The following is a 22,608-nucleotide window of genomic DNA, read 5'->3' as shown; positions in this document are numbered from 1 at the left end:
CTTTATTAACTGAGTTCTTTTATTAATCTTACCATCCAGTCCAGGGTATAATCATCAGGATATCTGCTGTCATACCCTAAAAACCGTACCTCGTCCGCTGTGGTCTTGCCAATGCACACTATCTGCTGATCAATGTGCTGAATATCAGCAAGCATCGCCCTGGCAGCCGACGGAGATGCAAAGGTCACAATATCTATTTTATTTTCTTTCAGAAAAGCTTCGATGTAGCCTGGGGGATATTTCACCGGCTGAGTCTGATAAGTTGCGACCATAACAGGTTCCGCACCTCTACCTCTGAGATATTCATGAAAATCTCCGGCACGGACTTTCGCTCCGGCAAACAGGAACTTCTTCCCTTCGACATCCTCGGTTGCAAAAAGTTCTTTCATCCCTTCCGCCGAAAACGTTTCCGGCATAATATCGGTTTTTATATCTATGTCCAGCAGGGCAGCCGCAGTGGAAGGTCCCACAGCGACAACTTTATTTATAGTCACTCTGCTAATGTGCGGCTTAAAGTATTTTGCAGAATTTAGGCTTGTAAAAACAGCATAATCATACTCACCAGTGATAATAGCTCCCACGGGGGAACATTCTATCATCGGCAGGCTGAACGGTGTCAGCCCGAATGCCTTCATTTTTTCAGCCAGAATCTGATATTTTTCCTCTTCACGGGTGACGAGAACATTCATCGGGTTTAATCCGCCTGAGAGTATATCTCTTCCAGAATATCTTTGGCTCCTGCATTCAGTACCCTTTCAGCAAGCTCAAGCCCAAGCTTTTCGGCGTCCTCTGCATGCCCTTCTATAAACTGCTCGATAAAAGTCCTGCCGTCCAGAGCGGCGACAATCCCTTTCATACATATTTTACTGCCTGTAAGCACAGAGTGCCCTGCGATAGGAGCCTGACAGCCACCTTCAAGCCTGCGGAGAAACGCCCTCTCCATCGAAACTTTTGTTTCTGTGGCAGGGTCTTTCATGAACCTAAGCAGCTCTTTCATGCGTGTGTCATTTGCTCTTATCTGAAAGCCCAGCGCGCCCTGACAACAAGCGGGGAGCATCTGGTCTGCGGTAAAAGTTTCTTTTATAACATGTCCGAGTTCCAGGCGAACAAGTCCGGCTTTCGCGAGCACAATACCGTCAAATTCGCCCGCCTCAAGCTTGGCAAGCCGGGTGTTTACATTGCCCCGGAGATCTTTGATAACGAGGTCTGGGCGCATTTTAAGAAGCTGAAGCTTACGCCTGAGACTACTAGTCCCGACAACTGCCCCCTGCGGCAATTCCACCACTTCATTATATTTGACAGAAACAAAGCAGTCATAGGGGGATGCCCCTTCAGGGGAGGCATAAAGTTCCAGCCCTTCTGGCATTTCCATAGGAACGTCCTTCATGCTGTGGACAGCGATGTCAGCTTTCCCGTCTATAAGCGCCTGCTCTATCTCTTTGACAAAAAGACCTTTTCCGCCTATTTTTGCCAAAGGGACATCGAGAATCTTATCCCCTTTGGTTTTGATTATATTCAGCTCGACTTCCACACCGTGCTCTTTCTGGAGCCTGTCTCTGGTATAGTATGCCTGCCAAAGGGCAAGATTGCTTCCACGGGTTGCTATAACTACTTTTTCCATAATATCTAATCCTCTAACTCAAACAATATTTTCATAGCTTCATCCAGTGAGTATTTGCCACCTTCTGACGCTCTGTTCTTAAGATTTTTAAGGGGAGTATGCAGAACTTTGTTCATATACGCACTCACCAGATACTGCATTTTCCTTACCTCTTCCTCTGAAGGCTTGTTCTTATCACAGAAGCGTTTGATCTCTGCCTCTTTGATATCCTCAAAAGACTGCCTGAAAGACTTGATCACCGGAACAATCTTCATGGATTCCAGCCAGCCGTAAAAGCCCTCCATCCCATGAGTGATATATTCCTCAGCCTTTACAGCTTCTTTCTCTCTCTGTTTCTTGTTCGCATCCACAACCGCCTTCAGGTCGTCAATGTCGTAAACATAAACATTTTCAACTTCATTTATATCTGGGTCAATATCGCGCGGAACAGCTATGTCTATAAAAAACATCGGGCGTTTCTTACGCCCTGCCATAGCCTTCTCTGCATCTTTTTTAGTAACAAGTAGTTCAGTGGCTCCTGTGGAGCTGATTACGATATCATATTTCTCTAGACTCTCTCTGTAGCTCTCAAAAGGGAGGGTGTCGCCCCCCACTTCGCAGGCAAGCTTTTCAGCTTTCGACATAGTTCTGTTTGTAACAGTAATACCGCCGATCTCTGAAGTCATAAGGTGCTTTGCAGCAAGCTCACACATCTCACCGGCACCTATTATGAGTGCATTGTGACTGTTCAGATTTCCGAAAATTTTCGCCGCAAGCTCAACAGCAGCGTAGCTCACTGATACAGGGTTTTCGCCTATACCGGTATTTGTACGGACTTTTTTAGTGGTCTTTATGGTGAATTCTTCCAGCTTGCGAATGAAAGTATTCGCACCTCCAAACTCACGGGAAGCCTCAAAAGCGTCCTTCACCTGTCCGAATATCTGAGGTTCTCCCATAACAAGGGAGTCAAGACCGGATGCCACACGAAATATGTGATGAACAGAATCCTCTCCGCAGTGGATATAAGTATACTTTCGCAGTTCGAACCTATCCATACCGCAATGGTCAGAGAGGATATCCACAACACTTTCAATATTGCAGAGAAAGTCATCAGTAACAATATAATACTCCACCCTGTTGCAGGTAGAGATTATCATTGCTTCATATATACGGTCATTCTTCATGACCTCTTTATATATCTGTGCCAGCTCATCGCCTTCTACGGCGAGCTTTTCACGCACCTCAACGGGTGCAGAGTTATGATTTAAACCAAGTACCGCTAATTGCATCTGTTATCCCATTACAAAAAATGCCACACCTATGTAGGTAATAAGCACCGAAATAAAACCTATTATAGTAGAGAGCGCTGTGTCTTTCGGCGACATCCCTCTGAACTGTTTGTAAAATGTTATACTGCTGTAAATTATCCACGTAATGATAGCAAAAACCAGCTTCGGGCTAAAGACATTTATACGCCCGCTGGAATAAAACATCCAGATAAGTCCGGCAAGAAGCCCTATCGTAAACGTGTAAAAGCCGATATACAGAGTCGTATTGTTTAATTTATTTATAGTGTCAAGCGGTGGAAATCTCTGGAATATTATCCCGAAATTCTTATTTTTAAGCTGCCGCTCCTGAATAAAATACATAATCCCCGTAAATGTGGACAACATGAAGAATGCCGTACCCATTATCGTAAAAGGCAAATGGATATACAGCCATGCTGTCACCACCATATCTTCATGCGCAACAGCTATCCCTGATGTAAAGCGGGATATCATAAGGAATATCACAGCCAGCGGAAAAACAAAAAGCCCTATAGACGGACGCCCGTATTTGAAATACATTCCGATATATCCTATCAGAAGCGCCATAGTCAGAAGAAGCAGGATCCCGCTCATGCTCGCATAAGGAGGCGTCGGCATTTTGTAAAGCGCAGCATATTGCAGCACACTCAGACCAAAACCTATCAGAGCGAAAACAGTAGTCATCGTCTCCAGCCTTTTATGCCCCATAAAAAAGAAAAGTGTCACATGCAAAAGCGCAAGGACACAGCCAAGTATTGCTAAATCAAAATACATATTAAATGTACTCTCCATCAGACACAAACGTGCCATATTTACAAACTATATTAAAGTATATATAACCAAAGAGGTTTTTTGAAGATAAATTTTGTAAACCGATAATACCACAGATATTAAATAGACTTTTCATATCTTTATGTGGTAATTTAACTTCACATGAGCTACGAACCAATTTCATTAACACACAAAACATTGCTGAAAGACAGGCTCAGATCTGTCAGTGTACCTATATCTGAATACAGCTTTCCCAACTTGTTCCTTTTCAGAAATACTCATCATTACGAAGTATTTGAATGCGACAAGGAGCTGTTCGTACGAGGAAAAACATACGACAACAAAACATATATCATGCCTACAAAAGACATGAGAACCTGCTGTTTAGATACACTACACAAGCTCCAGGGAGAATGTGATTTTTTCTTTCCGGTGCATGAGAGCTGGCTTGAGTTTTTCAAAGATCACGACATCGAATACGATTTTCGTGATGGGGATACCGACTACATCTACACAACAGAAAAGATGAGCACCTACAAAGGGCGTAAACTTCACAAGAAACGCAACCTGCTGAAACAGTTTAACGAAAGCTATAAAGCAGAAGCGTTCGAAATGAGTAAAGACCGCCTTGGCGACTGCAAATATATTCTGGAAAAATGGCTGGAACTCTCCGGACTCACCAAGGAAGATACCGATTATTTCGCCTGCTGTGAGGCACTGCGTCTTTATGATGAGCTTTGCGTCTGCGGAGGAATATACTATATCGACGGTGAACCTTGCGGATTTGTCATAGGAGAAGAACTTACTGACGACACCTATGTTCTGCACTTTGCGAAAGCGCTTACAACATACAAAGGTATCTATCAGTACCTATACAACGACTTTGCAAACATCCTGCCCAAAAGATATGAATTCATTAATTTCGAACAGGATCTTGGTAAAACCGCTCTCCGCATGGCAAAAACAAGCTATATACCTGACCAGCTTGAAAAGAAATACCGCATGAGCTTTAAAAAAACAGATACCTTATAACAATAAGCGATAAAAAAATCCCCGATGCTGTCACCAACAACGGGGATTTCATTATTCTTAATTCAATTTCAAACAGACAAAAAACTTTTCGGGATAACTTATTACAATCCCATTATAGAGTAGCCGTTATCAACATGGATAACTTCCCCTGTCACTGCTGTTGAAAGTTCAGATGCGAGATAAACCGCAGTCCTCCCGACATCGTCCTGAGTGCAGTTGTCACGCAGTGGTGCGTTTTCCGCAATATGGTTAAAAATCTTTTTAAAGTCAGATATGCCTGCCGCCGCAAGTGTCTTAATAGGACCTGCGGAAATAGCATTAACTCTTATCTTCCTCTCACCCATATCTAAAGCGAGATATTTCGCAGTAGATTCCAGAGCTGCTTTTGCAACCCCCATAACATTATAATTTCTTATGACCCTTTCAGCACCGAGGTATGACATTGTGATCACACTGCCGCCGTCATTCAAAATAGGTTCTGCGGCTTTAGCCACAGCTACCAGAGAATATACGCTTATGTCCAGAGCCATTGCAAAGTGTGCCCTCTGTGTGTCGACATATCTGCCTTTCAGCGCGTCACTTGGAGCATATGCAACAGAGTGCACGAGGATATCAAATGTTCCCCACTCCTTTTTAACAGTTTCAAAGCATGCTTCTATCTCATGGTCACTGGTAACATCGCATGGGACAAGAAATTTGCCTCCAAGTTCCTCAGAGACCTTTTCCACTCTTGTTTTGAGCTTTTCGCCGGCATAGCTGAAAGCAACCTCTGCACCCTGCTCAATAAAATTTTTAGCAATGGCATAGGCAATGCTTTTGTTGTTCGCAACGCCGAAGATCAGCGCCTTTTTTCCATCAAGAAGTCCCATAAATCCTCCTAAAACATATCCAGAAATTTGGATACATTAATAGATAAACCAATTTCTATTGTTTTGTCAAACTCCACTTTCTCAGGGAGATAATATTTTCTGATACCCATCTTGTAACTTTCGCTCAGTCTGCTGCCCATATTAGACACAGGACGTATAACACCTGTCAGCCCCACTTCACCGATAAATGTTGAATGAGGGTCTATCGGTCTGTCTCTGAAAGACGATACGATAGCTGCGCATATAGCGAGGTCTGCGCTGGTCTCAGTGATCTTCATCCCGCCCGCAACATTAATGTAGATATCGCTTCCGGCAAGATTCACACCACCCTTCTTTTCTAAAACAGCAAGGAGCATGTTCAGCCTGTTAAGGTCAAACCCCATACAATTACGCTTGGGAAACTGATAAAATGTCGGTGCTACAAGTGCCTGCACCTCTATAAGAAAAGCCCTTGTCCCCTCCATAACAGGAACAAAAACCCGCCCGGCAGAGTTATCAGCTCTATCGTCCACAAAGCTGTAGCTCGAAAGCTCCAGAAGACCTTTATCTGTCATCTCAAAGAGCCCGACCTCATTTGTGGGACCAAATCTGTTCTTTACGGACCGGAGTATCCGCACGCCCCTGCTGTAGTCCCCTTCGAAATACAGCACTGTATCCACGAGGTGCTCCAGAACTTTCGGACCTGCGATGTAGCCGTCCTTTGTGACCTGACCGACTATCATAACGGTTATCCCTCTGCTTTTGGCAAGTTCCACAAGGCGATAGGTGACATGTTTCACCTGCCCTACAGTCCCCGCAGCAGAGTTCAGATCATCCGATGCTATCGTCTGGATCGAGTCAAGTATTATATAATCCGGCTTCTCCTCTTCACACGCCTGAAGAACATCTTCGAGACTGTTAGTGGAAAGGATATCTATTTCATTTTCAGAAACGCCAAGTCTGTCAGAACGCAAACGGAGCTGTGCAGCAGATTCCTCACCGGAGACATACAGCACTTTCAGCCTGTCCCTTGAAAGTATACCGGCGCACTGAAGCATGATGGTAGACTTCCCTATTCCCGGCTCACCACCGACAAGAAGGACAGAGCCTTTTACCAGCCCGCCGCCCAGAACCTGATCAAGTTCCGGCATCCCAGTGGGGGTGCGCTCGGTTTCTAGCCCTTTGACATCTTTCAGCGAAACAGGTTTAGCCTTAGCTATACGTTTTCCTATCGCTGTAGTTGCCGCATCCACCTGGATTTCTTCAACAAAGCTACTCCAGCTATTGCACTCAGGGCACTTGCCTATCCAGCCCGGGCTGACATACCCGCAGGACTGGCAGACGTATTTAGCTTTCTTTTTAGCCACGGCTATTCCTCTTCCAGAAAGTCTGCAACTGTCAGCCTTCCGGGTACAGCCATCTTAAGGTGCTCATACGCATGTGCTGTCGCCATGCGTCCCCGCGGGGTTTTTTTCACAAATCCCCGATATATAAGGTAAGGCTCTATTACATCCTCGATGGTGTCCCTCTCTTCGCTCATTGTTGCCGCAAGAGTATCCACACCAACGGGACCGCCTTCATATTTTTCTATAATCGACAGGAGCAGATTCCTGTCGGACGCATCCAGCCCTTCTGTATCTATCTCCAGCCTCCTGAGGCTTTCGCGAGCCATGTCTAGGGTAATCTGCCCGTTATTAAGTATATCTGCAAAATCACGCACACGGCGGAGTATCCTGTGTGCTATACGGGGAGTCCCTCTGCTTCTGCCTGCAATCTCTTCTGCGGCGGCATCTTCAATATCTGCCTCTAGGATTCCGGCTCCACGCAGGAGGATATGTTTAAGCTCATCCACATCATAAAACTCAAGGCGCATTATCATGCCGAATCTGTCACGGAGCGGAGAAGTGAGGAGCCCGGCTCTTGTGGTAGCACCTATGAGAGTGAACGGAGGCAGATCTATCTTAACAGTTCTCGCTGCTGGTCCCTGCCCTATGAGGATATCCAGCTTAAAATCTTCCATAGCGGGGTAAAGTATCTCTTCCACATTAGAATGAAGTCTGTGTATCTCGTCTATGAAGAGGACATCCCCCTCCTGAATGTTAGTGAGTATGGCAGCCAGATCGCCCGCCTTGTCTATAACCGGACCGCTTGTTGAATTTATATTTACACCCAGCTCGTGGGATATAATGTTTGCCAGAGTCGTCTTCCCAAGACCGGGAGGACCGTGGAAAAGGCAATGGTCGAGGGCTTCCCCCCGCTGTTTCGCAGCCTGAACAAATACCTTCAGGTTTTCCTTTACCTTCTTCTGCCCCACATAGTCATCAAAACCCTGTGGTCTGATAGAAGAGTTCTGAAAATCTTCCGGCTGTTTATCATCAGTAAAGATATTGTCCATCTCTCCCCCGTCATATAGATATCCGGCATCATATCAGTTTCTTAAACCTGAGGCAATATCAGTCTAGTTTACCAGCCGAACTATTATATTCTTCTGCGGGGCTCAACCTCCTTAAGCACTTGCAGGCACAAAAAAACTCCGACAGCATAAACCATCGGAGCGTTTGTGATATTAAAAAAAATTACTACAACTATTCAGCAAATGAATAAGGATATTCTGTATGAGGTCTGTAGGTACCATTAAGTATTGCTACAACATCCTCAATAAACACTATCTCTTCGTTAGTGGGGATAACAAAAACTTTCACTTTTGAAGTCGGAGTGGAAATTTCTGTTTCACCGTGCTTGGAAAAAGTTGCAAGATTCTTTTCCCTGTCCACTTCAATCCCCATATGCTCAAGCCCCTCCAGCGCCATCTGACGTATTGCTCCTGCATTCTCGCCCACACCCGCGGTGAAGACAATTGCGTCCAGTCTGCCAAGAACAGCATAGTAAGAGCCGATATATTTACGAAGCCTGTAGGACTCGACATCAACAGCGAGGGAACACCTGTGCTTATATTCCACATCATCACACATCAGAACATCACGCCTGTCGGTAAATCGTCCTGTGATGCCGAGCACGCCTGATTTTTTATTAAGAATATTATCCATAGTTCTTGCATCAACATCGAGCTGCTGCTGCATAAAAAGCGGAACAGCGGGGTCGATATCGCCGCACCTGGTTCCCATCATAGCCCCCTCAAGAGGCGTAAGCCCCATAGAGGTATCAACAGATACGCCGTTTTTAATAGCTGTATGAGAAACACCATTACCTATGTGCATGGTTATTATGTTGCAGTCTTTCGCATCTTTCCCCAGAAGAACCGCGGCACGCTTAGAAACATACAAGTGGCTTGTACCGTGGAACCCGTAACGTCTCACTCCATAATCCTCATACCACTCGTAAGGCACAGGATAGATATATGCTGCCTGCGGCATGGTCTGATGGAAAGCTGTGTCGAATATCGCCACGTGAGGAACATTCGGCATAACTTTCTGGGCAGCTCTGATACCTGCCAGGTTGGGCGGGTTATGCAGAGGTGCGAGGTGTTGTACATCTTCTATTGTTTTGATAATTTCTGGTGTGAGTAAAACAGAACTTGCGAACTTGTCACCGCCGTGAACCACCCTGTGTCCCACAGCAGATATCTGCTCCATACTGTCCATAACTTTGTATTCACCGGTTGTAAGAGTTCTGACGATCAGGCTGACGGCAGTGGCGTGGTCGTGACATTCGTATTCATCTCTGAATGTGTTCTTGCCGTCCGCCTCATGCACAATGAATGAATCACCGATACCGATCCTTTCAACCACCCCTTTAGCTATTACTCTTCTATTTTCCCAATCGTAAAGCTGGTATTTAACTGATGAACTTCCGCAGTTCAGAGCTAATATATCCATCCAAAATCCTCCTAGTCAGCCTGAACAGCCGTTATAGCCGCTACGTTGACTATGTCCATATATTTACATCCTCGTGAGAGGTCATTAACCGGTTTAGCGAGCCCCTGAATAACGGGTCCTATAGCTTCTGCACCTGCAAGGCGCTCAACAAGCTTATACCCGATATTGCCCGCATCAAGTGTCGGAAAGACTAGTACATTTGCTTTCCCCGCCACATCGCTCCCGGGAGCCTTCTTAGCACCCACGGCTTCCAGAAGAGCTGCATCAGCCTGAAGCTCACCGTCAACAGAAAGTTCCGGCGCAAGCTCTTTTGCAGCTTTCACCGCTTCACGAACCTTTTCAACATCATCATGCTCCGCAGAACCTTTCGTAGAGAATGAGAGCATCGCAACCTTCGGCTCAACCTCAAGAAATGACTTACAGCTTGCCGCTGCCGCAACAGCAATCTCTCCCAATGTTTTAGCATCAGGATTAGGATTTACAGCACAGTCAGCAAAAACCACTGCACCATCTTCTCCAAATTCTGGTTTAGGAAGAACCATTATGAAACAGCTGGAAACTGTCTTCATCCCAGGTTTTGTACCTATGATGCGGATTGCAGCCCGGAGCACATCTCCTGTTGTATGGCAGGCACCGGTAACAGCACCGTCAGCGATCCCCTTCTGCACCAGCATAGCCCCGAAATAAAGAACATCCTTCATGCTCTCCAGAGCTTCTTCCTTTGTAAGCCCTTTTGCTTTTCTGCTTTCATAGTATGTATTTGTAAAATCTTCCAGATATTCACTTTTTTCCGGATCGATGATCTCACATCGAACCTCATACCCTTTAGATTCAAACGCCTTTCTGATTTGCACATCATTACCGAGGAGTATAATTTTGCATAGTCCGTTTTCGGCTATTGCGTTTGCAGCGTCGACTGTTCTTTCGTCTTCCCCCTCAGGGAGAACGATCGTCTTGTTTCTGGACTTCGCTATATTCCAGAACTTTTCCATAAGAGACATAGAAAACCTCCGATTAAATGTTGCATTTATGTTTTACAACTAATTATCAAAAAACTCAATAATAAAATAATTTTATTCTATTGCTGATGTTCTCTCTTTCCTTCCTATTACAAATCATTAACCAAGTAATCAACCAGTGTTAGGAAATTTCCCATAATCTTTCATAAGCCTTTCTAAAACAAGTTTATAATCGTAATATAAATCATCAATAATTAAACAAATATTGAACTTACATTGCTTAAAATCGTTTTTATATTTAAAATGTCATATATTATGGGTAAATCAGTTTTTTATTGTAACACAGAAATTAATTCTGACATATACACAGCTTTCTCCTGGCACGAACGTGAGGGTGCTCTGCAACGCCTCACCCCGCCATGGGAGCCACTTGAAGTTATAGAAAAAAATATTGGAATTAATATCGGAGCTTCAGTTAAACTTAAGGTTAAAGCGGGTTTTATTAGCACGCCGTGGCACGCTGAACATGTCGAATACAATAAAGACCAGTTTTTTAAGGACATACAGACAAAAGGTCCTTTCTCAAAATGGGAGCACTCCCACTATTTTAAGACTCTGAATGGGAAAACTTTAATAATAGATGAAATTGAATATCAATTGCCGATGCATAACATTTCTAAATATTTTGCTGGCTCTGTCATAAAAAAGAAACTCCGCAGAATGTTTGCGTACAGACAGGCTGTTTCTAAAAACGACATTGAAACTCTCAGCAGCTACAAGCCGGCGCCGAAAACAATCGTAGTATCGGGAGCCACGGGTGTTGTGGGGTCAAACCTCATCCCATATCTACAGACCCAAGGGCATAAAACCATAAGAATGCTCCGCAACGAAAAACAACTCTGTATTGGTGACGTATGCTGGAACCCGTACGCCGAAACGATGAACGAATCCTTTGAACACGCCGACGTTATAATACACCTCGCCGGTGAGCCCATAGGCAATGCAAACTGGACAAATAAAAAGAAGCTTTCGATAGTGGACAGCAGGGTCAGAAGCACAAGCCTCCTTGCAAAAACAATATCAAATATGGAAAAACCTCCTAAACTGCTTATATGTGCATCTGCTATCGGCTATTACGGTGACAGAGGCGACGAGATTCTCACAGAAGAATCCGGCACAGGAAAGGGTTTTATATCTCATGTTTGCTACCACTGGGAAAAGGCTGCAAAAGCAGCAGAGGAGAAAGGGATACGAGTTGTCTATCTCCGCATAGGAGTTGCCTTGTCTCCGCAGGGGGGCGCTCTGGAGCGTACATACAAACCAACAGCTTTTGGGCTGGGGACAGTAATAGGCTCCGGCAGGCAGTACCTGAGCTGGGTAAGCATGGACGACGTGCTCTATGCGATCACACATATAATAGAAAATGATAACATCAAGGGAGCAGTCAACCTCACCGCTCCTAACCCTGTACGATGGAAGGACTATGCCGACACTCTTGCACATGTGATGGACAGACCGCGTTTTCTGCGTGTGCCTGAATGGCTTATAAAAACAGTCTATGGACAGATGGGGAGAGAAGTTCTGCTCGCCAGTGCAAATGTCCAGCCGAAAAAGCTGCTTGAAAGCGGTTTTACATTCAGATACCCTATATTAGAAGATGCATTACGGCATCAGCTAGGGAGAACAAAATGAGTATAGCTCTGCGCATAACATTTATGCTTACAATGACTATCGCCCTTTCTTTCGGTTTTATGCATCACTTCATAGCTGATTACAACTTTGAGAGGCTGCACATTTTCCTGTTCAATCTATGCACAGGCGGCACCATAATCTTATATTTTACAATGGATAAGGGCAAAATGACAAAACGTCTGTATGCTTTTTTCCTGCTTTCTTTCGTTTATGCTTTTCTTGCTTTCTTTGAGTATTACGCCCTTGCGATAGCAATATCGCTTATTCTTTTCGGGATAGTGGAATCCGTACGAAATATAAAATTCAGCTTTTTCCCATGGGACTTTTTCACCAGAAAGGTTCCCACAGCACAGAAATTCCACCACGCATCACTACTGTGCCTTTCCATAGGTCTTCTGATTTCTATATCTGCAATAGTTAACCAGGAATATTACACATTCATACACTCTGAAAAACTCACCCTGAACACGTTTTTTCTGGGGTTTTCATTTCCGGTTTCACTCATATCCCTCAGCGTGATGTTCACCACAATGCACAAAGCACCAAACACCGTATATCGCGACATGAAAGTTATCAGCTTCTGGACTATCACTATGGGGGTAATAGTTTTTTTCGTTTTTATACTTTTTGAGGCAATTTATCTTGAGCTGGCAATATCTGTAATGCTCTTCATATCTGTGTCATGCGTTTTATACCTTTACATACGGCTCGGCATAAAAGAGCAGCAGAAAGCATATCTGACATCAGGGATCGTCTTTCTGCTTATGACATCTGTAACCGGTGTTCTCTACATACTGATTTACGCATACGGATACACTGACCCTTTTTACAGAGATCTTACAATAACATACCACAGGACACTCGCCCTGTACGGCTGGAACATAAGCGGACTGGCGGTAATATGCAGATTTAAAGACTTCCCTATTATGCTGCATTCTGGTCCGGCAATTGCCCTGCACTGGCTGATAGTTGCACTGCTGGCTCCTATGGCTTTCTTTAACGTATCTTTTGTAATACCGACACTGATTGCATACCTGATATTCCTGTTTGCAGTCTTCTTTTCAAAAGGGAACTACAGGATCAAGAATTTCTGACATGAGGAGCACGAATGTTTATTAGAGGAGCATTAATACTACTTCTTTATTTGGTTTCTGCTGCAGGGCACTGTTTCGATGCGCCCGATATTTATACTATCAGCGAATATTTTAAAAAATATCCTCAACAGAAAGCTGTTTCTGAGCAGTTCTCTAATATCGTGTCTGATGATGGCAAACCTATTAGATTCCGCCAGCAAAAGCCTGTCAGGATAGCTGTTGTTTACCCTGCAATACAAAACTCCAGCTATTGGCACGACAGTGTTAAGGCTATGGGAGAAAGACTCAACGAGCTTGGAATCCGATATGAACTGCTCAAATACTACAGTAAACCATCCGGTGATTATCGCCTTCAGGCGCTACAGCTCACAAAAGCAGCTAGTAACGATGTAGACTATCTTGCCGTATCAGCGGACAGCAACAGCATACGAAGGCTTATGGATGGCATTCTTGCGAAAGGCAAACCGAAGGTCATCATACAAAACCTGACAACACCTCTGAAAAAATGGGATAATTATCAGCCTTTCATGTATGTCGGGTTTGACCACTTGCAGGGGGCTAGGATGTTGTCCGAACATTACAGCTACATTTACCCAAAGGGTGGAAAGTATGTTATGCTATATGGTTCCAAAGGGGCAGTAAGCTCCCAGAGAGGCGGCGGTTTTGAAAAGTACAGCCTTGCAAAAGGGCTGATCCCCGCTGCAAAATTCTATACAGACTTTGACCCGGACAAAACCTATAAGGCGGCGGCATCTGCTCTGTCCAGATTTGACGATCTGTCATTCTTCTATGCATGTTCCACGGACATAGCACTGGGCGCTTTAAAAGCTGTAGAAGATGCAGGGCGCACAGGTCAGGTTCTCGTGAGTGGCTGGGGCGGCACTGCGGCAGAGCTGGATCTTATCAAAAGAAGAAAACTTGATTTTACCGTTATGCGCATGAATGATGACAACGGCATAGCAATAGCTGAAGCGATACGCCTTGACATGGAAGGAACACCTGAACAGGTTCCACAAATATTCAGCGGAAAATTTGTAATGGTAACAAATTCAATGTCCACAGAGATGATAGACAACCTTAGAGCGAGGGCACTAAGATACTCAGACAAATAAACAAGACCTATGGTCTAAGACTTTCTTATTTTCTCAAGTTTCGCATCTTTGAAATAGTAAATTTTGGATAGAATGCCTTACCATTTCTTGAATCCCAGTTAATTTATCCATAAAAAATGCGAATGTTTCTTTTGCACCATCAATTATCGATAATAGTTGGTTTATGAATTTTTCCATAAACGCCAGAATGTTCAGTTCTTCAACTTCATAACGTAAACCCTCATACAGACTGCCTTTGTGACGGAAATCACCATTTATCCGTTCCATATAGCTCAGAATGATAAACCTAACGAGTGACAGTGTCAGGAAGCAAATGTTAGCCTCAAAGCTTCTGGATTGATTTTTCCCAAAGAAGAGCTTGCTCTTAGCTTCTTTAAACAGTACTTCCACCGCCCATCGTTGCCCATAGGTTTCAATTATTTTTGCCGATGTCAAAGAGGTATCCGTTGACAGCAGAATAATAGGCTTCTTCGATTTACTTTTCTCTGATGGCTGACAGAAGACAAGCTTAACAAGAGTTTCACCGAAAAAAGCATTAGTGGATGATACAAATACCCTGTCTTTACCAATAGTAACTGTTTCTTTCTTTAAAGCTGGAACAACGCATTCCCATAAGCGTTTGGTTGAGTATACCTTGCCATTTAATACAACAGTTAATGTCGGTGTAGTTTTAAGCATGGCAATCACGTCATAGCCTATCTCATGAAAGATTGATGAAACAAGCTTCGGCGTACAGTACCAGCTGTCAAACAGAACCGCTCCTGCATCCAGCCCTTTCTGTTTCGCCCGTTTGAGCATTTCTTTTACCAGTGTTGGTTTGTCTTTTACTGCTTCCTGTCTACGATGCCACGCCAGCATCCGCTTATCCATTTCAGTCTCTGTCGATTGGTTGAATACTTTTCTGCTGCTCCGCTGCAAAGCAAAATCTACAGGAACAAATGACGAACGATCACTCCAGCCAAGTACAACAGCACTGAAGCCTTTCACGCTTTTACCTTTGCTATGGTCAAACACCCAGGAGACTTCTTCAATCTTCTTACCGGCTTTCGGAATCACTGTGTCATCAATGACAAGAACACGCTGTTGCCAGCTGCTGAATGATTTAAAATGCTTGATCACCCTTAACGATATATCCATCATAAAACGTCGCCAATTGATACTTGTACGTGTACTTAAACGATAAAAAACATCTTTACCGCCTAAATCGAATAAGCTATTCCGGCAGTGGGAAACAAAATGGTGAACGCTTTTGCCGAGAAACGTCAGAAAAACCAAGGCAATAAGAACAGAAAACGGTTCAACGCCCTGATTCTTTGAGATACCGCACCTATAGGCAATTGTACGCAGCTGCAGAGCCCTTATTACTCGGAATATCTCAAATTCTTTCCATAATGCCGCTTGAACTTCGGTTTGTATTGATTTATTCTCAAACATAGAAAAAGTCTCCTAGATGTAATTGTTCTTCGAAAATCAATATACCATTTATGTGAGACTTTTTCTATTATTATATTAACTATAACAATAAGTTAGCGCAAAGATACGAGATGCGAAACTTGAGTTATTTTTTTATACTGGCAATAGTAATAATGTCCGTGGCACTCTCTGCGCCTATGTTCCTCATGGGTGATAAATTCACCCGTAAATCATTTATGAATAAAACGACAGAAATCATTAAAATGAACTCCCGCATAGCAACTATGATTCTGGACAAAAAATCTGCCATACTAACCAACACTATTGATGATATCGAGTACGTTTTTGCCGATGTAGTAAGAGCATACACCCAGGGAGACATTGAAACCTTCGAAGCAGAAATAATGGAAATATATGATCATTCTTTTGCAAAAGATATCGACATATTCTTTTTCCAGTCTGCTGACGGAAAGTATCTTTTTGACGCCAGCACGCCTTTCTACGATACCAGCCACATCGTAGACTACATGACAGCAAACGGACGTTTCCTCCGTGAAGGGATACGGGTAATACAGTCTGAGTCAAGCAGCGGGATATTAGTCGCTCTCTCAGGATCTGCAAAAGTCATCAGTAGGAAAACAGGGGAATTAGCCGGATATCTATACACAGGGATAGTCCTGAACAGTGCATCTGAAATAATAGAAGAGATAATGCAGGCAACAGACATATCCGAAGCGGCATTAGTATACGGAGACAGCATAATAGCTGGTAATATAAAACGCTCAGAAAAGCAAATTATCCAAACATGCTACAATGCTAACAGCGTGAATTTCACCAGCGAAGAGGTTTCATTCTGCTCTGATATAAGGCTGGGAGCCGGAGGAGTAGACTTAAAGTTCTACCAGAATCTCCCCGACCATTTCATAGAAAATGTAAAAAAACAAAATATTAAAATGGGCTACATTGCTATGCTCATAGTCTTTATTATCACAATTGTCATGGGATATCTGATCAATATAATTACAGTAAAATCACTCTATAAGCTTGTTGACTACACAAAAGCAATTATGTCCGGAAACAAAAATATTCAGTTCAAAAAATCCATAATCTCAGAGTTTAACCTTCTTGCCGGTTCAATAGCAGATGTCAACTATGACCTGACAGAGGCTCAGGCATATATGAAAAAGCTGATCAACAATGCAGCGGCACCGATAGCAACCTGGGACAGAAACGGAAATATTACGCTTTTCAACAATGCACTGGAGAAACTGTCAGGGTATGACAGCTCGAACATGCTTGGAAAACACCTCAGCCACATATACAATATCTTCCCCCACGCAAAGGTCGCACTGGAGAACAACGATACTGATGTATCAAGCTCGGCACAGTTTGAATCTGCCTTAACACACAGGGAGTCCGGCGAAAACAGCTATATTCTGTGGAATATTACAGATATTTTCAGTGACACTAAATATGCCGGCACAATTCTCCAGGGGATAGATATCACAGAAATCAAAAATGCAGAGGAAAAAACTTTGCTCGCATCAAAAGTTTTTGACAATACTCTCGACGGAATAATGATTGTAAAAAAAGACGGAGAAATTGTTTCGTGCAACAAAGCCTTCTCGTCTACCACTGGCTACAGCGAGGAAGAAATTATAGGCAAAAATGCCAGAATGTTCCGCCCGGGTATTCATCCTGACTATTTTTACGAAGACCTCTGGAAAAACCTTTTTAAATACGGCAAATGGGACGGAGAAGTCTGGCAGAAAAAAAAGGACGGCGAAATATTCCCCACACTGATGAGCTGCTCAAGCATAAGAAATAGCGAGGGCGAAATTACAGAATTCATCAGCGTTCTGCACGACATAACCGAACAAAAAAGGTATGAAGAGCAAATTAAATATCAGGCAACACACGATAGTCTCACCGGACTGCCAAACAGAATATATTTCACAGATAAGCTTGCCGAACAGATACCTAAGAACCACCTTCCTTCGTGCATAGGAATAATGTTTCTCGATCTAGATAGGTTTAAAAATCTGAACGACACACTGGGACATACAACAGGTGACAAGGTCTTGGAGATTATTGCAGAAAGGATAAGAAATACTGTCCACGGTCCGGATATGGCGGCGAGATTCAGCGGAGATGAATTTACTGTATTTTTCACAGGGGTAAAAAATCAGGATGCATTAATTGAAATGGTCAAGAATGTTACTAAAAGAATCTCTGAGCCTCTTCACATTCAAGGCTATGAGCTTTTCATACAGACCAGTGCCGGCATATCAGTCTACCCTGATAACGGGCTGACAGCCTCTGAACTAATAAAAAATGCCGAAATAGCAATGTATCAGGCAAAACAAACGGGGAAAAACAATATACAACTATACACCGATGGCCTTGATGAAACTATCCGAGACAGATTTATCATGGAGTCCAAACTGAACAGAGCTATAGAAAACGATGAATTTTCTCTCCATTACCAACCTAAAATTGACCTCGCCACAGATTCTGTAATGGGCATGGAGGCACTGCTGCGATGGCACAACCCTGAGCTTGGCTTTATCCCTCCGGACAAATTCATCCCGCTGTCAGAAGATAGCGGGCTTATACTTCCTATAGGCGAATGGGTTATGAAAAGGGCACTCTCTGACACAGCAAAGCTGCATAAAGAAGGCTTTGCAGATCTTAAGATTGCCATAAATCTCAGCCTGCGCCAGTTCATGAAAAAAGGACTGGTGGAGTTTGTAGAAAAGTCAATTGAAACAGCAGGACTAAATAACCGAAATGTCGAATTTGAAATAACTGAAAATATCTTTACTGAAGATTTATCCACAATATCCAGAATAATGAACGAAATCAGTAATCTTAATATAAAGTTTGCCATTGATGACTTCGGAACGGGCTACAGCTCAATAGGCTATCTTAAAAAAATGCCGATCAGCACATTAAAGATAGACAGAAGCTACATAAGCAAAATTGATTCTGACACTGATAGTGAGTCTATAGTCTCTTCTGTAATACTCATGTCAAAGAGCCTTGGGCTGAATGTTGTGGCTGAGGGTGCGGAGACAGAATCACAGGTTAATATGCTGAAAGATATGGGGTGCAGCATCGTTCAGGGCTACTACTACGGCAAGCCGATGCCTTACGACGAGTTCCTTGAGTTCGTACGAAACTGGAAATAATCACCCTTGCCAACAGTTTGCATAAGAGCTATTATCAAATCCTTATTTTCAGAGAGGTTATTCACTTGGCAATCGGTATCTTCGACTCCGGAGTCGGCGGACTAACTGTTTACAAAACTATAAGCGAGCACTTTCCAGAACTCGACATGCACTATCTGGGCGATACAGCCCGTGTCCCATACGGAAGCAGATCACAGGAGACAGTCATAAACTACAGTCTTCAGTGTGCCGGCTTTCTAGTGGACAACTTCGACATTGATACTATTATTGTTGCATGCAACACAGCATCATCATATGCCATAGACCATATCAGAAAAAAATTCAAAGTGAACGTCATAGGGGTTGTTGAGCCAGGTTCATATAGCGCCCTTCAGGTAACAGAAAATAATAAGATAGGCGTCATAGGCACACGCGCCACAGTACGAAGCGGTTCATATGTGAAAGCGCTGAAAGCCATACGCAGTGACGTAGAGATTACGCAAACAGCATGTCCTCTGTTTGTTCCCATAGTGGAAGAGATGCTTGTGGATACAGACATTGCTGACATGGTGGTCAGGCACTATCTGGACAACATGATGACAACGGGTGCAGATACACTCATTCTCGGATGCACTCACTACCCTCTTCTAAAGAATGTTATAGCGAAGTTCTACCCCGACATAAAGATAGTTGACAGCTCCGAAGCAATTATAGACTGCATCAACGAACTCAAACTAAATGTAAACCAGCACAGTAAAAGAGAGATATACCTGACGGACGAGTCCCCTGCATTTGAAACCCTTAAAAACATACTTGCCGGCGGAATTACCGCAAAGAAAGCTGTCCTGAAACCTTAAAGGTACCCGCGGCACATTTCTCCCAGACGTTCGATACCTCTTTCGATGCGCTCATCAAGGGGGAAGCCGCAATTTATCCTCATGCAGTTTGTATAACGCTCCTGAGAACTGAATATACCGCCCGGTGTAAAAGATATATTCTCCTCCACGGCTTTCATAAATATCTCATCTGTATTAACCTGATCAGGCAGCTCCACCCAGAGTACAAAACCGCCCTGAGGGTCGGACACCTTTGTGCCTTCCGGAAAGTATTTAAAAATTTTCATTTTATAGTTTTCCACCTGATTCTTAATAGCATTATTCATTCTGCGCAGATGTCTCGGATACTTTCCTGATGCCAGATAGTGTGCAATGGTGAGCTGGTTTATTTCGTTAGTAGCAAGAGAGCTGGCTATCTTCTGCCTGAGTATATCATCAAAATATTTCCCCGCTTCTATCCACCCGATGCGCATCCCCGAGCTGAGAGTTTTGGAAAATGAAGAGATGTGTATAACATTCCCCTCTTTATCATATTTCTTAAGGTTGCTCCCTCTCTTGCCGTTAAATGCAAAATCACCGTTTATATCGTCTTCGATCACAGGAACGTTGTATCTTGTACAGATTTCAACTATCTCTTTTTTAACTTCTTCCGGATAGGTGTGCCCTAGTGGATTGCCGAAATTCGGCTGCGTGAGAAACGCCTTAACTCCATATTTTTTAACTGCCTGATAGAAATCATCCAGATCAATACCCCATTCCGGACAGGTCGGAAGCTCCATAGCAAACACCTTGCTCGTCTCAAGCAGATGCATAAAGCCGAAATAACTGGGTGATTCCATAAGGATAAGATCCCCCGGGCTTGTCAGAGCACGCAAAGCGAGGGACATCCCTTCCGAAGCACCGTTTGTAACGATTATGTTATCAGAGTGAACATCGTTGCCGTTCATATTCATATAATACGCAAGCTGCTGACGAAAAAACTTATCCCCCTGAGTATCGCCGTATTCAAGGTTAGTTGTCCTTTCCATGTTCAGAACTCTTTTCATTATCCCCAGAAGCTCCTTATGAGGCAGGAGGTCAGCGGATGGTATCGCACACCCTAAAGGGATAATATCGGGATCCATCATGTCATGAAGCACTTTCTGTATATGTTCGCTCTTCGTAACACGTACGGGTTTTTTGCTTGGGGTTGTTCTGCTTATCTGCTCTCTCGGCTTAAGGCTCCCCTTTGAAACATAAAAACCAGACTGAGGCTTAGCCTCCAGTATCCCCACAGACTCCAGTTCCATATATGCCTGCATAACAGTTGAGATGCTAACCGACTGGTCTTCACTCATCCTTCGGAGAGAAGGCACCTTATCCCCCGGGTTAAGAAGTTCATTTTTGACCATATTAACAATAACATCCATCACCTGACGGAACTTATAATTCTGCTTAAGTTTTGTCATATCACCCTCAACTGTTATGGTAACATTTCCTGTTTTCTGTATCTGTTATGGTAACTGTTTACTGAATATATTACAATCATAAATCAAATGAGGGTAACAGTGTGACACAGAAAAACGTGGAGCAGCTTAAAAGATTTCAGACAATGTCCATCGAAAGCCATGAGTTTGCAAGTATATCATGTACTGAGGGCAAGCTATGGATCACAGCAGGTCACGGTTTTGGTGATATTGTCCTGCAGAAAGGGCAAGACATCAGCCTGATAACAAAAGATAAAATTGTACTTGAAGCTTTGGAAGATGCCGCTGTCAGTTTTGCTTTTACTCTCAGAAAAGATATTCCGGGCGAAATGGCACATTAGGCGATTACAAAAAGGCTAATGCTATAGTCTTTTTGTTCTTTTAGATTAGGTTCATCAAACGTAATGCTTTGGGCACAGTCTTAAGATCGCCTCTTCGGGCTGTTGAGGCTCTGCAAAATACTGTGCCCAACACCAATTCATGCTATAATTCCAGTAAAAAGGGATACTGGATGGACAACCTTATAACACTTCTTAAAGATGCACAAACATGCCTTTTCCTCACCAGTGCAGGCATGAGCGCTGATTCCGGCATACCAACCTTTCGCGACCGTGACGGCTATTGGCGCAACTTCCCCATTTTCAAAGAGAAGGGACTGCACCCGCAGGAACTTGCCTCCCCCCACTCTTTCCGCACTCAGGCACACCACAGCTGGGCATTTTACGAATGGCGTAGACGAAACGCACGCGAAAACACTCCGCACATAGGCTATGAGATAATAAATGACATGCTGAATAATTATTTTAAAAACGCCTTTGTGCATACAACCAACACAGACGGCTACCACCTTATATCCGGTCTGGACGAATCAAAAGTTATGGAAGTGCATGGCTCTATCTGGCGAATACAGTGCATGAACGGAAACGGATGCCGTTTTATGTATGAACAAAACGATCAGGTACCTTTATGCGAACTGGACTACGAAACAATGTCCGCATCAGACATGCCCCTCTGCCCGCACTGCTCCTCTCTCCTCCGTCCGAATGTTTTAATGTTCGGCGACTGGGAGTATGTTGAGCACCTGCACCAATACAATAATTACAGGCAGTTTTTAGACGAAGTACATATACCGGATCTTATATTCCTAGTAGGCTCAAGCAGCGAGATCCCCACCAATGACTACATAGCAAAATCTTTGCAGTCCCACGGAGCAAAAGTTATTACTATAAACCCCGACCCTGACTCTACCAGAGTTTGCAGACCTGATATATATATTCAGCAGGGGGCAGCAAAAGCCTTCGGCGTTATCCGTGATGCCCTTGATCAGATAAGATGATTTCTATAAATAACCAGACCAAAAAGTCCTTGACACAAAAAGGATGAATTCTTATTCTATCATTGTTAGCACTCAACCCCTCCGAGTGCTAATAACTAAAAAAGATATACTCCACAACAAAAATACGATGGAGATA

19 protein-coding genes are annotated in these 22,608 nt (G+C 43.6%); 8 read left to right on the top strand and 11 right to left on the bottom strand.

Annotation, left to right across the window (positions count from 1 at the left end):
• Positions 1 to 5 precede the first annotated feature (5 nt).
• Genes DACET_RS14680 through DACET_RS14665 form a run of 4 tightly spaced genes read right to left on the bottom strand, consistent with a single transcriptional unit; the run spans position 6 to position 3,681 of the window.
• A complete protein-coding gene (locus DACET_RS14680) occupies positions 6 to 689 on the bottom strand; it encodes a uroporphyrinogen-III synthase (protein ID WP_013012145.1) in 684 nt (227 codons plus the stop codon).
• 5 nt (positions 690 to 694) lie between these two features.
• On the bottom strand, positions 695 to 1,621 hold the full coding sequence (gene hemC / locus DACET_RS14675; protein ID WP_013012144.1) for a hydroxymethylbilane synthase: 927 nt from the start codon (positions 1,619 to 1,621) through the stop codon (positions 695 to 697).
• Positions 1,622 to 1,626: 5 nt separating this feature from the next.
• The gene (gene hemA, locus DACET_RS14670) at positions 1,627 to 2,889 is read right to left on the bottom strand and encodes a glutamyl-tRNA reductase (protein ID WP_013012143.1); all 1,263 of its coding nucleotides are present in this window, start codon (positions 2,887 to 2,889) and stop codon (positions 1,627 to 1,629) included.
• A gap of 3 nt (positions 2,890 to 2,892) precedes the next feature.
• Entirely contained in the window at positions 2,893 to 3,681 is a 789-nt protein-coding gene (locus DACET_RS14665; RefSeq protein WP_013012142.1) for a cytochrome C assembly family protein, read from the bottom strand.
• 159 nt (positions 3,682 to 3,840) lie between these two features.
• Between DACET_RS14665 and DACET_RS14660 the strand changes: the two genes are divergently transcribed.
• Entirely contained in the window at positions 3,841 to 4,710 is an 870-nt protein-coding gene (locus DACET_RS14660; RefSeq protein ID WP_013012141.1) for a DUF2156 domain-containing protein, read from the top strand.
• A gap of 101 nt (positions 4,711 to 4,811) precedes the next feature.
• Here the strand turns inward: DACET_RS14660 and DACET_RS14655 are convergent, their stop codons facing one another.
• The 5 genes from DACET_RS14655 to pta form a co-directional block, all read right to left on the bottom strand.
• Complete coding sequence (locus tag DACET_RS14655) at positions 4,812 to 5,579, bottom strand: enoyl-ACP reductase FabI (protein WP_013012140.1); 768 nt, start codon at positions 5,577 to 5,579, stop codon at positions 4,812 to 4,814.
• Between the two features lie 8 nt (positions 5,580 to 5,587).
• Positions 5,588 to 6,925: a DNA repair protein RadA gene (gene radA / locus DACET_RS14650; RefSeq protein WP_013012139.1), complete on the bottom strand. Its 1,338-nt coding sequence runs from the start codon at positions 6,923 to 6,925 to the stop codon at positions 5,588 to 5,590.
• A 2-nt stretch (positions 6,926 to 6,927) separates the two neighbouring features.
• Positions 6,928 to 7,953: a Holliday junction branch migration DNA helicase RuvB gene (gene ruvB / locus DACET_RS14645; RefSeq protein ID WP_013012138.1), complete on the bottom strand. Its 1,026-nt coding sequence runs from the start codon at positions 7,951 to 7,953 to the stop codon at positions 6,928 to 6,930.
• Between the two features lie 190 nt (positions 7,954 to 8,143).
• Complete coding sequence (locus DACET_RS14640; protein WP_013012137.1) at positions 8,144 to 9,394, bottom strand: acetate kinase; 1,251 nt, start codon at positions 9,392 to 9,394, stop codon at positions 8,144 to 8,146.
• A gap of 11 nt (positions 9,395 to 9,405) precedes the next feature.
• On the bottom strand, positions 9,406 to 10,395 hold the full coding sequence (pta, locus tag DACET_RS14635) for a phosphate acetyltransferase (protein ID WP_013012136.1): 990 nt from the start codon (positions 10,393 to 10,395) through the stop codon (positions 9,406 to 9,408).
• Positions 10,396 to 10,668: 273 nt separating this feature from the next.
• Between pta and DACET_RS14630 the strand changes: the two genes are divergently transcribed.
• The 3 genes from DACET_RS14630 to DACET_RS14620 are packed head-to-tail and all read left to right on the top strand — an operon-like array spanning position 10,669 to position 14,251.
• On the top strand, positions 10,669 to 12,045 hold the full coding sequence (locus tag DACET_RS14630; protein ID WP_041230442.1) for a TIGR01777 family oxidoreductase: 1,377 nt from the start codon (positions 10,669 to 10,671) through the stop codon (positions 12,043 to 12,045).
• Complete coding sequence (locus tag DACET_RS14625) at positions 12,042 to 13,139, top strand: hypothetical protein (RefSeq protein WP_013012134.1); 1,098 nt, start codon at positions 12,042 to 12,044, stop codon at positions 13,137 to 13,139. The genes DACET_RS14630 and DACET_RS14625 overlap by 4 nt, the downstream gene beginning before the upstream one ends.
• A 14-nt stretch (positions 13,140 to 13,153) precedes the next feature.
• Positions 13,154 to 14,251 carry a substrate-binding domain-containing protein gene (locus DACET_RS14620; protein ID WP_013012133.1) on the top strand — a complete coding sequence of 366 codons (1,098 nt, stop codon included), beginning with the start codon at positions 13,154 to 13,156 and terminating at the stop codon, positions 14,249 to 14,251.
• 33 nt (positions 14,252 to 14,284) lie between these two features.
• On the opposite strand, the gene DACET_RS14615 is transcribed toward DACET_RS14620, so the two are convergent.
• Entirely contained in the window at positions 14,285 to 15,685 is a 1,401-nt protein-coding gene (locus DACET_RS14615) for an IS4 family transposase (RefSeq protein WP_013010092.1), read from the bottom strand.
• 119 nt (positions 15,686 to 15,804) lie between these two features.
• Between DACET_RS14615 and DACET_RS15825 the strand changes: the two genes are divergently transcribed.
• Together DACET_RS15825 and murI are read left to right on the top strand one after the other, a co-directional pair.
• Entirely contained in the window at positions 15,805 to 18,855 is a 3,051-nt protein-coding gene (locus DACET_RS15825) for an EAL domain-containing protein (RefSeq protein ID WP_052293544.1), read from the top strand.
• Between the two features lie 65 nt (positions 18,856 to 18,920).
• Positions 18,921 to 19,691 (top strand): glutamate racemase, encoded by a 771-nt coding sequence (gene murI, locus DACET_RS14605; RefSeq protein ID WP_013012131.1) that lies wholly within the window; start codon positions 18,921 to 18,923, stop codon positions 19,689 to 19,691.
• On the opposite strand, the gene DACET_RS14600 is transcribed toward murI, so the two are convergent.
• Positions 19,688 to 21,118, bottom strand: a complete 1,431-nt coding sequence (locus DACET_RS14600) for an aminotransferase-like domain-containing protein (RefSeq protein ID WP_013012130.1) — start codon at positions 21,116 to 21,118, stop codon at positions 19,688 to 19,690. The genes murI and DACET_RS14600 overlap by 4 nt on opposite strands.
• A gap of 101 nt (positions 21,119 to 21,219) precedes the next feature.
• Here DACET_RS14600 and DACET_RS14595 point away from each other — a divergent pair, with 101 nt between their 5' ends.
• Together DACET_RS14595 and DACET_RS14590 are read left to right on the top strand one after the other, a co-directional pair.
• Positions 21,220 to 21,477, top strand: a complete 258-nt coding sequence (locus DACET_RS14595) for a DUF2917 domain-containing protein (RefSeq protein ID WP_013012129.1) — start codon at positions 21,220 to 21,222, stop codon at positions 21,475 to 21,477.
• A gap of 68 nt (positions 21,478 to 21,545) precedes the next feature.
• On the top strand, positions 21,546 to 22,472 hold the full coding sequence (locus tag DACET_RS14590) for an SIR2 family NAD-dependent protein deacylase (protein WP_211204087.1): 927 nt from the start codon (positions 21,546 to 21,548) through the stop codon (positions 22,470 to 22,472).
• Positions 22,473 to 22,608: the final 136 nt, after the last annotated feature.

Origin of the sequence: Denitrovibrio acetiphilus DSM 12809, from assembly GCF_000025725.1 — a bacterium.
GTDB lineage: Bacteria > Chrysiogenota > Deferribacteres > Deferribacterales > Geovibrionaceae > Denitrovibrio > Denitrovibrio acetiphilus.
The sequence above is the reverse complement of the archived record's forward strand: the minus strand, read 5'-3'. Positions and strand labels throughout refer to the sequence as shown.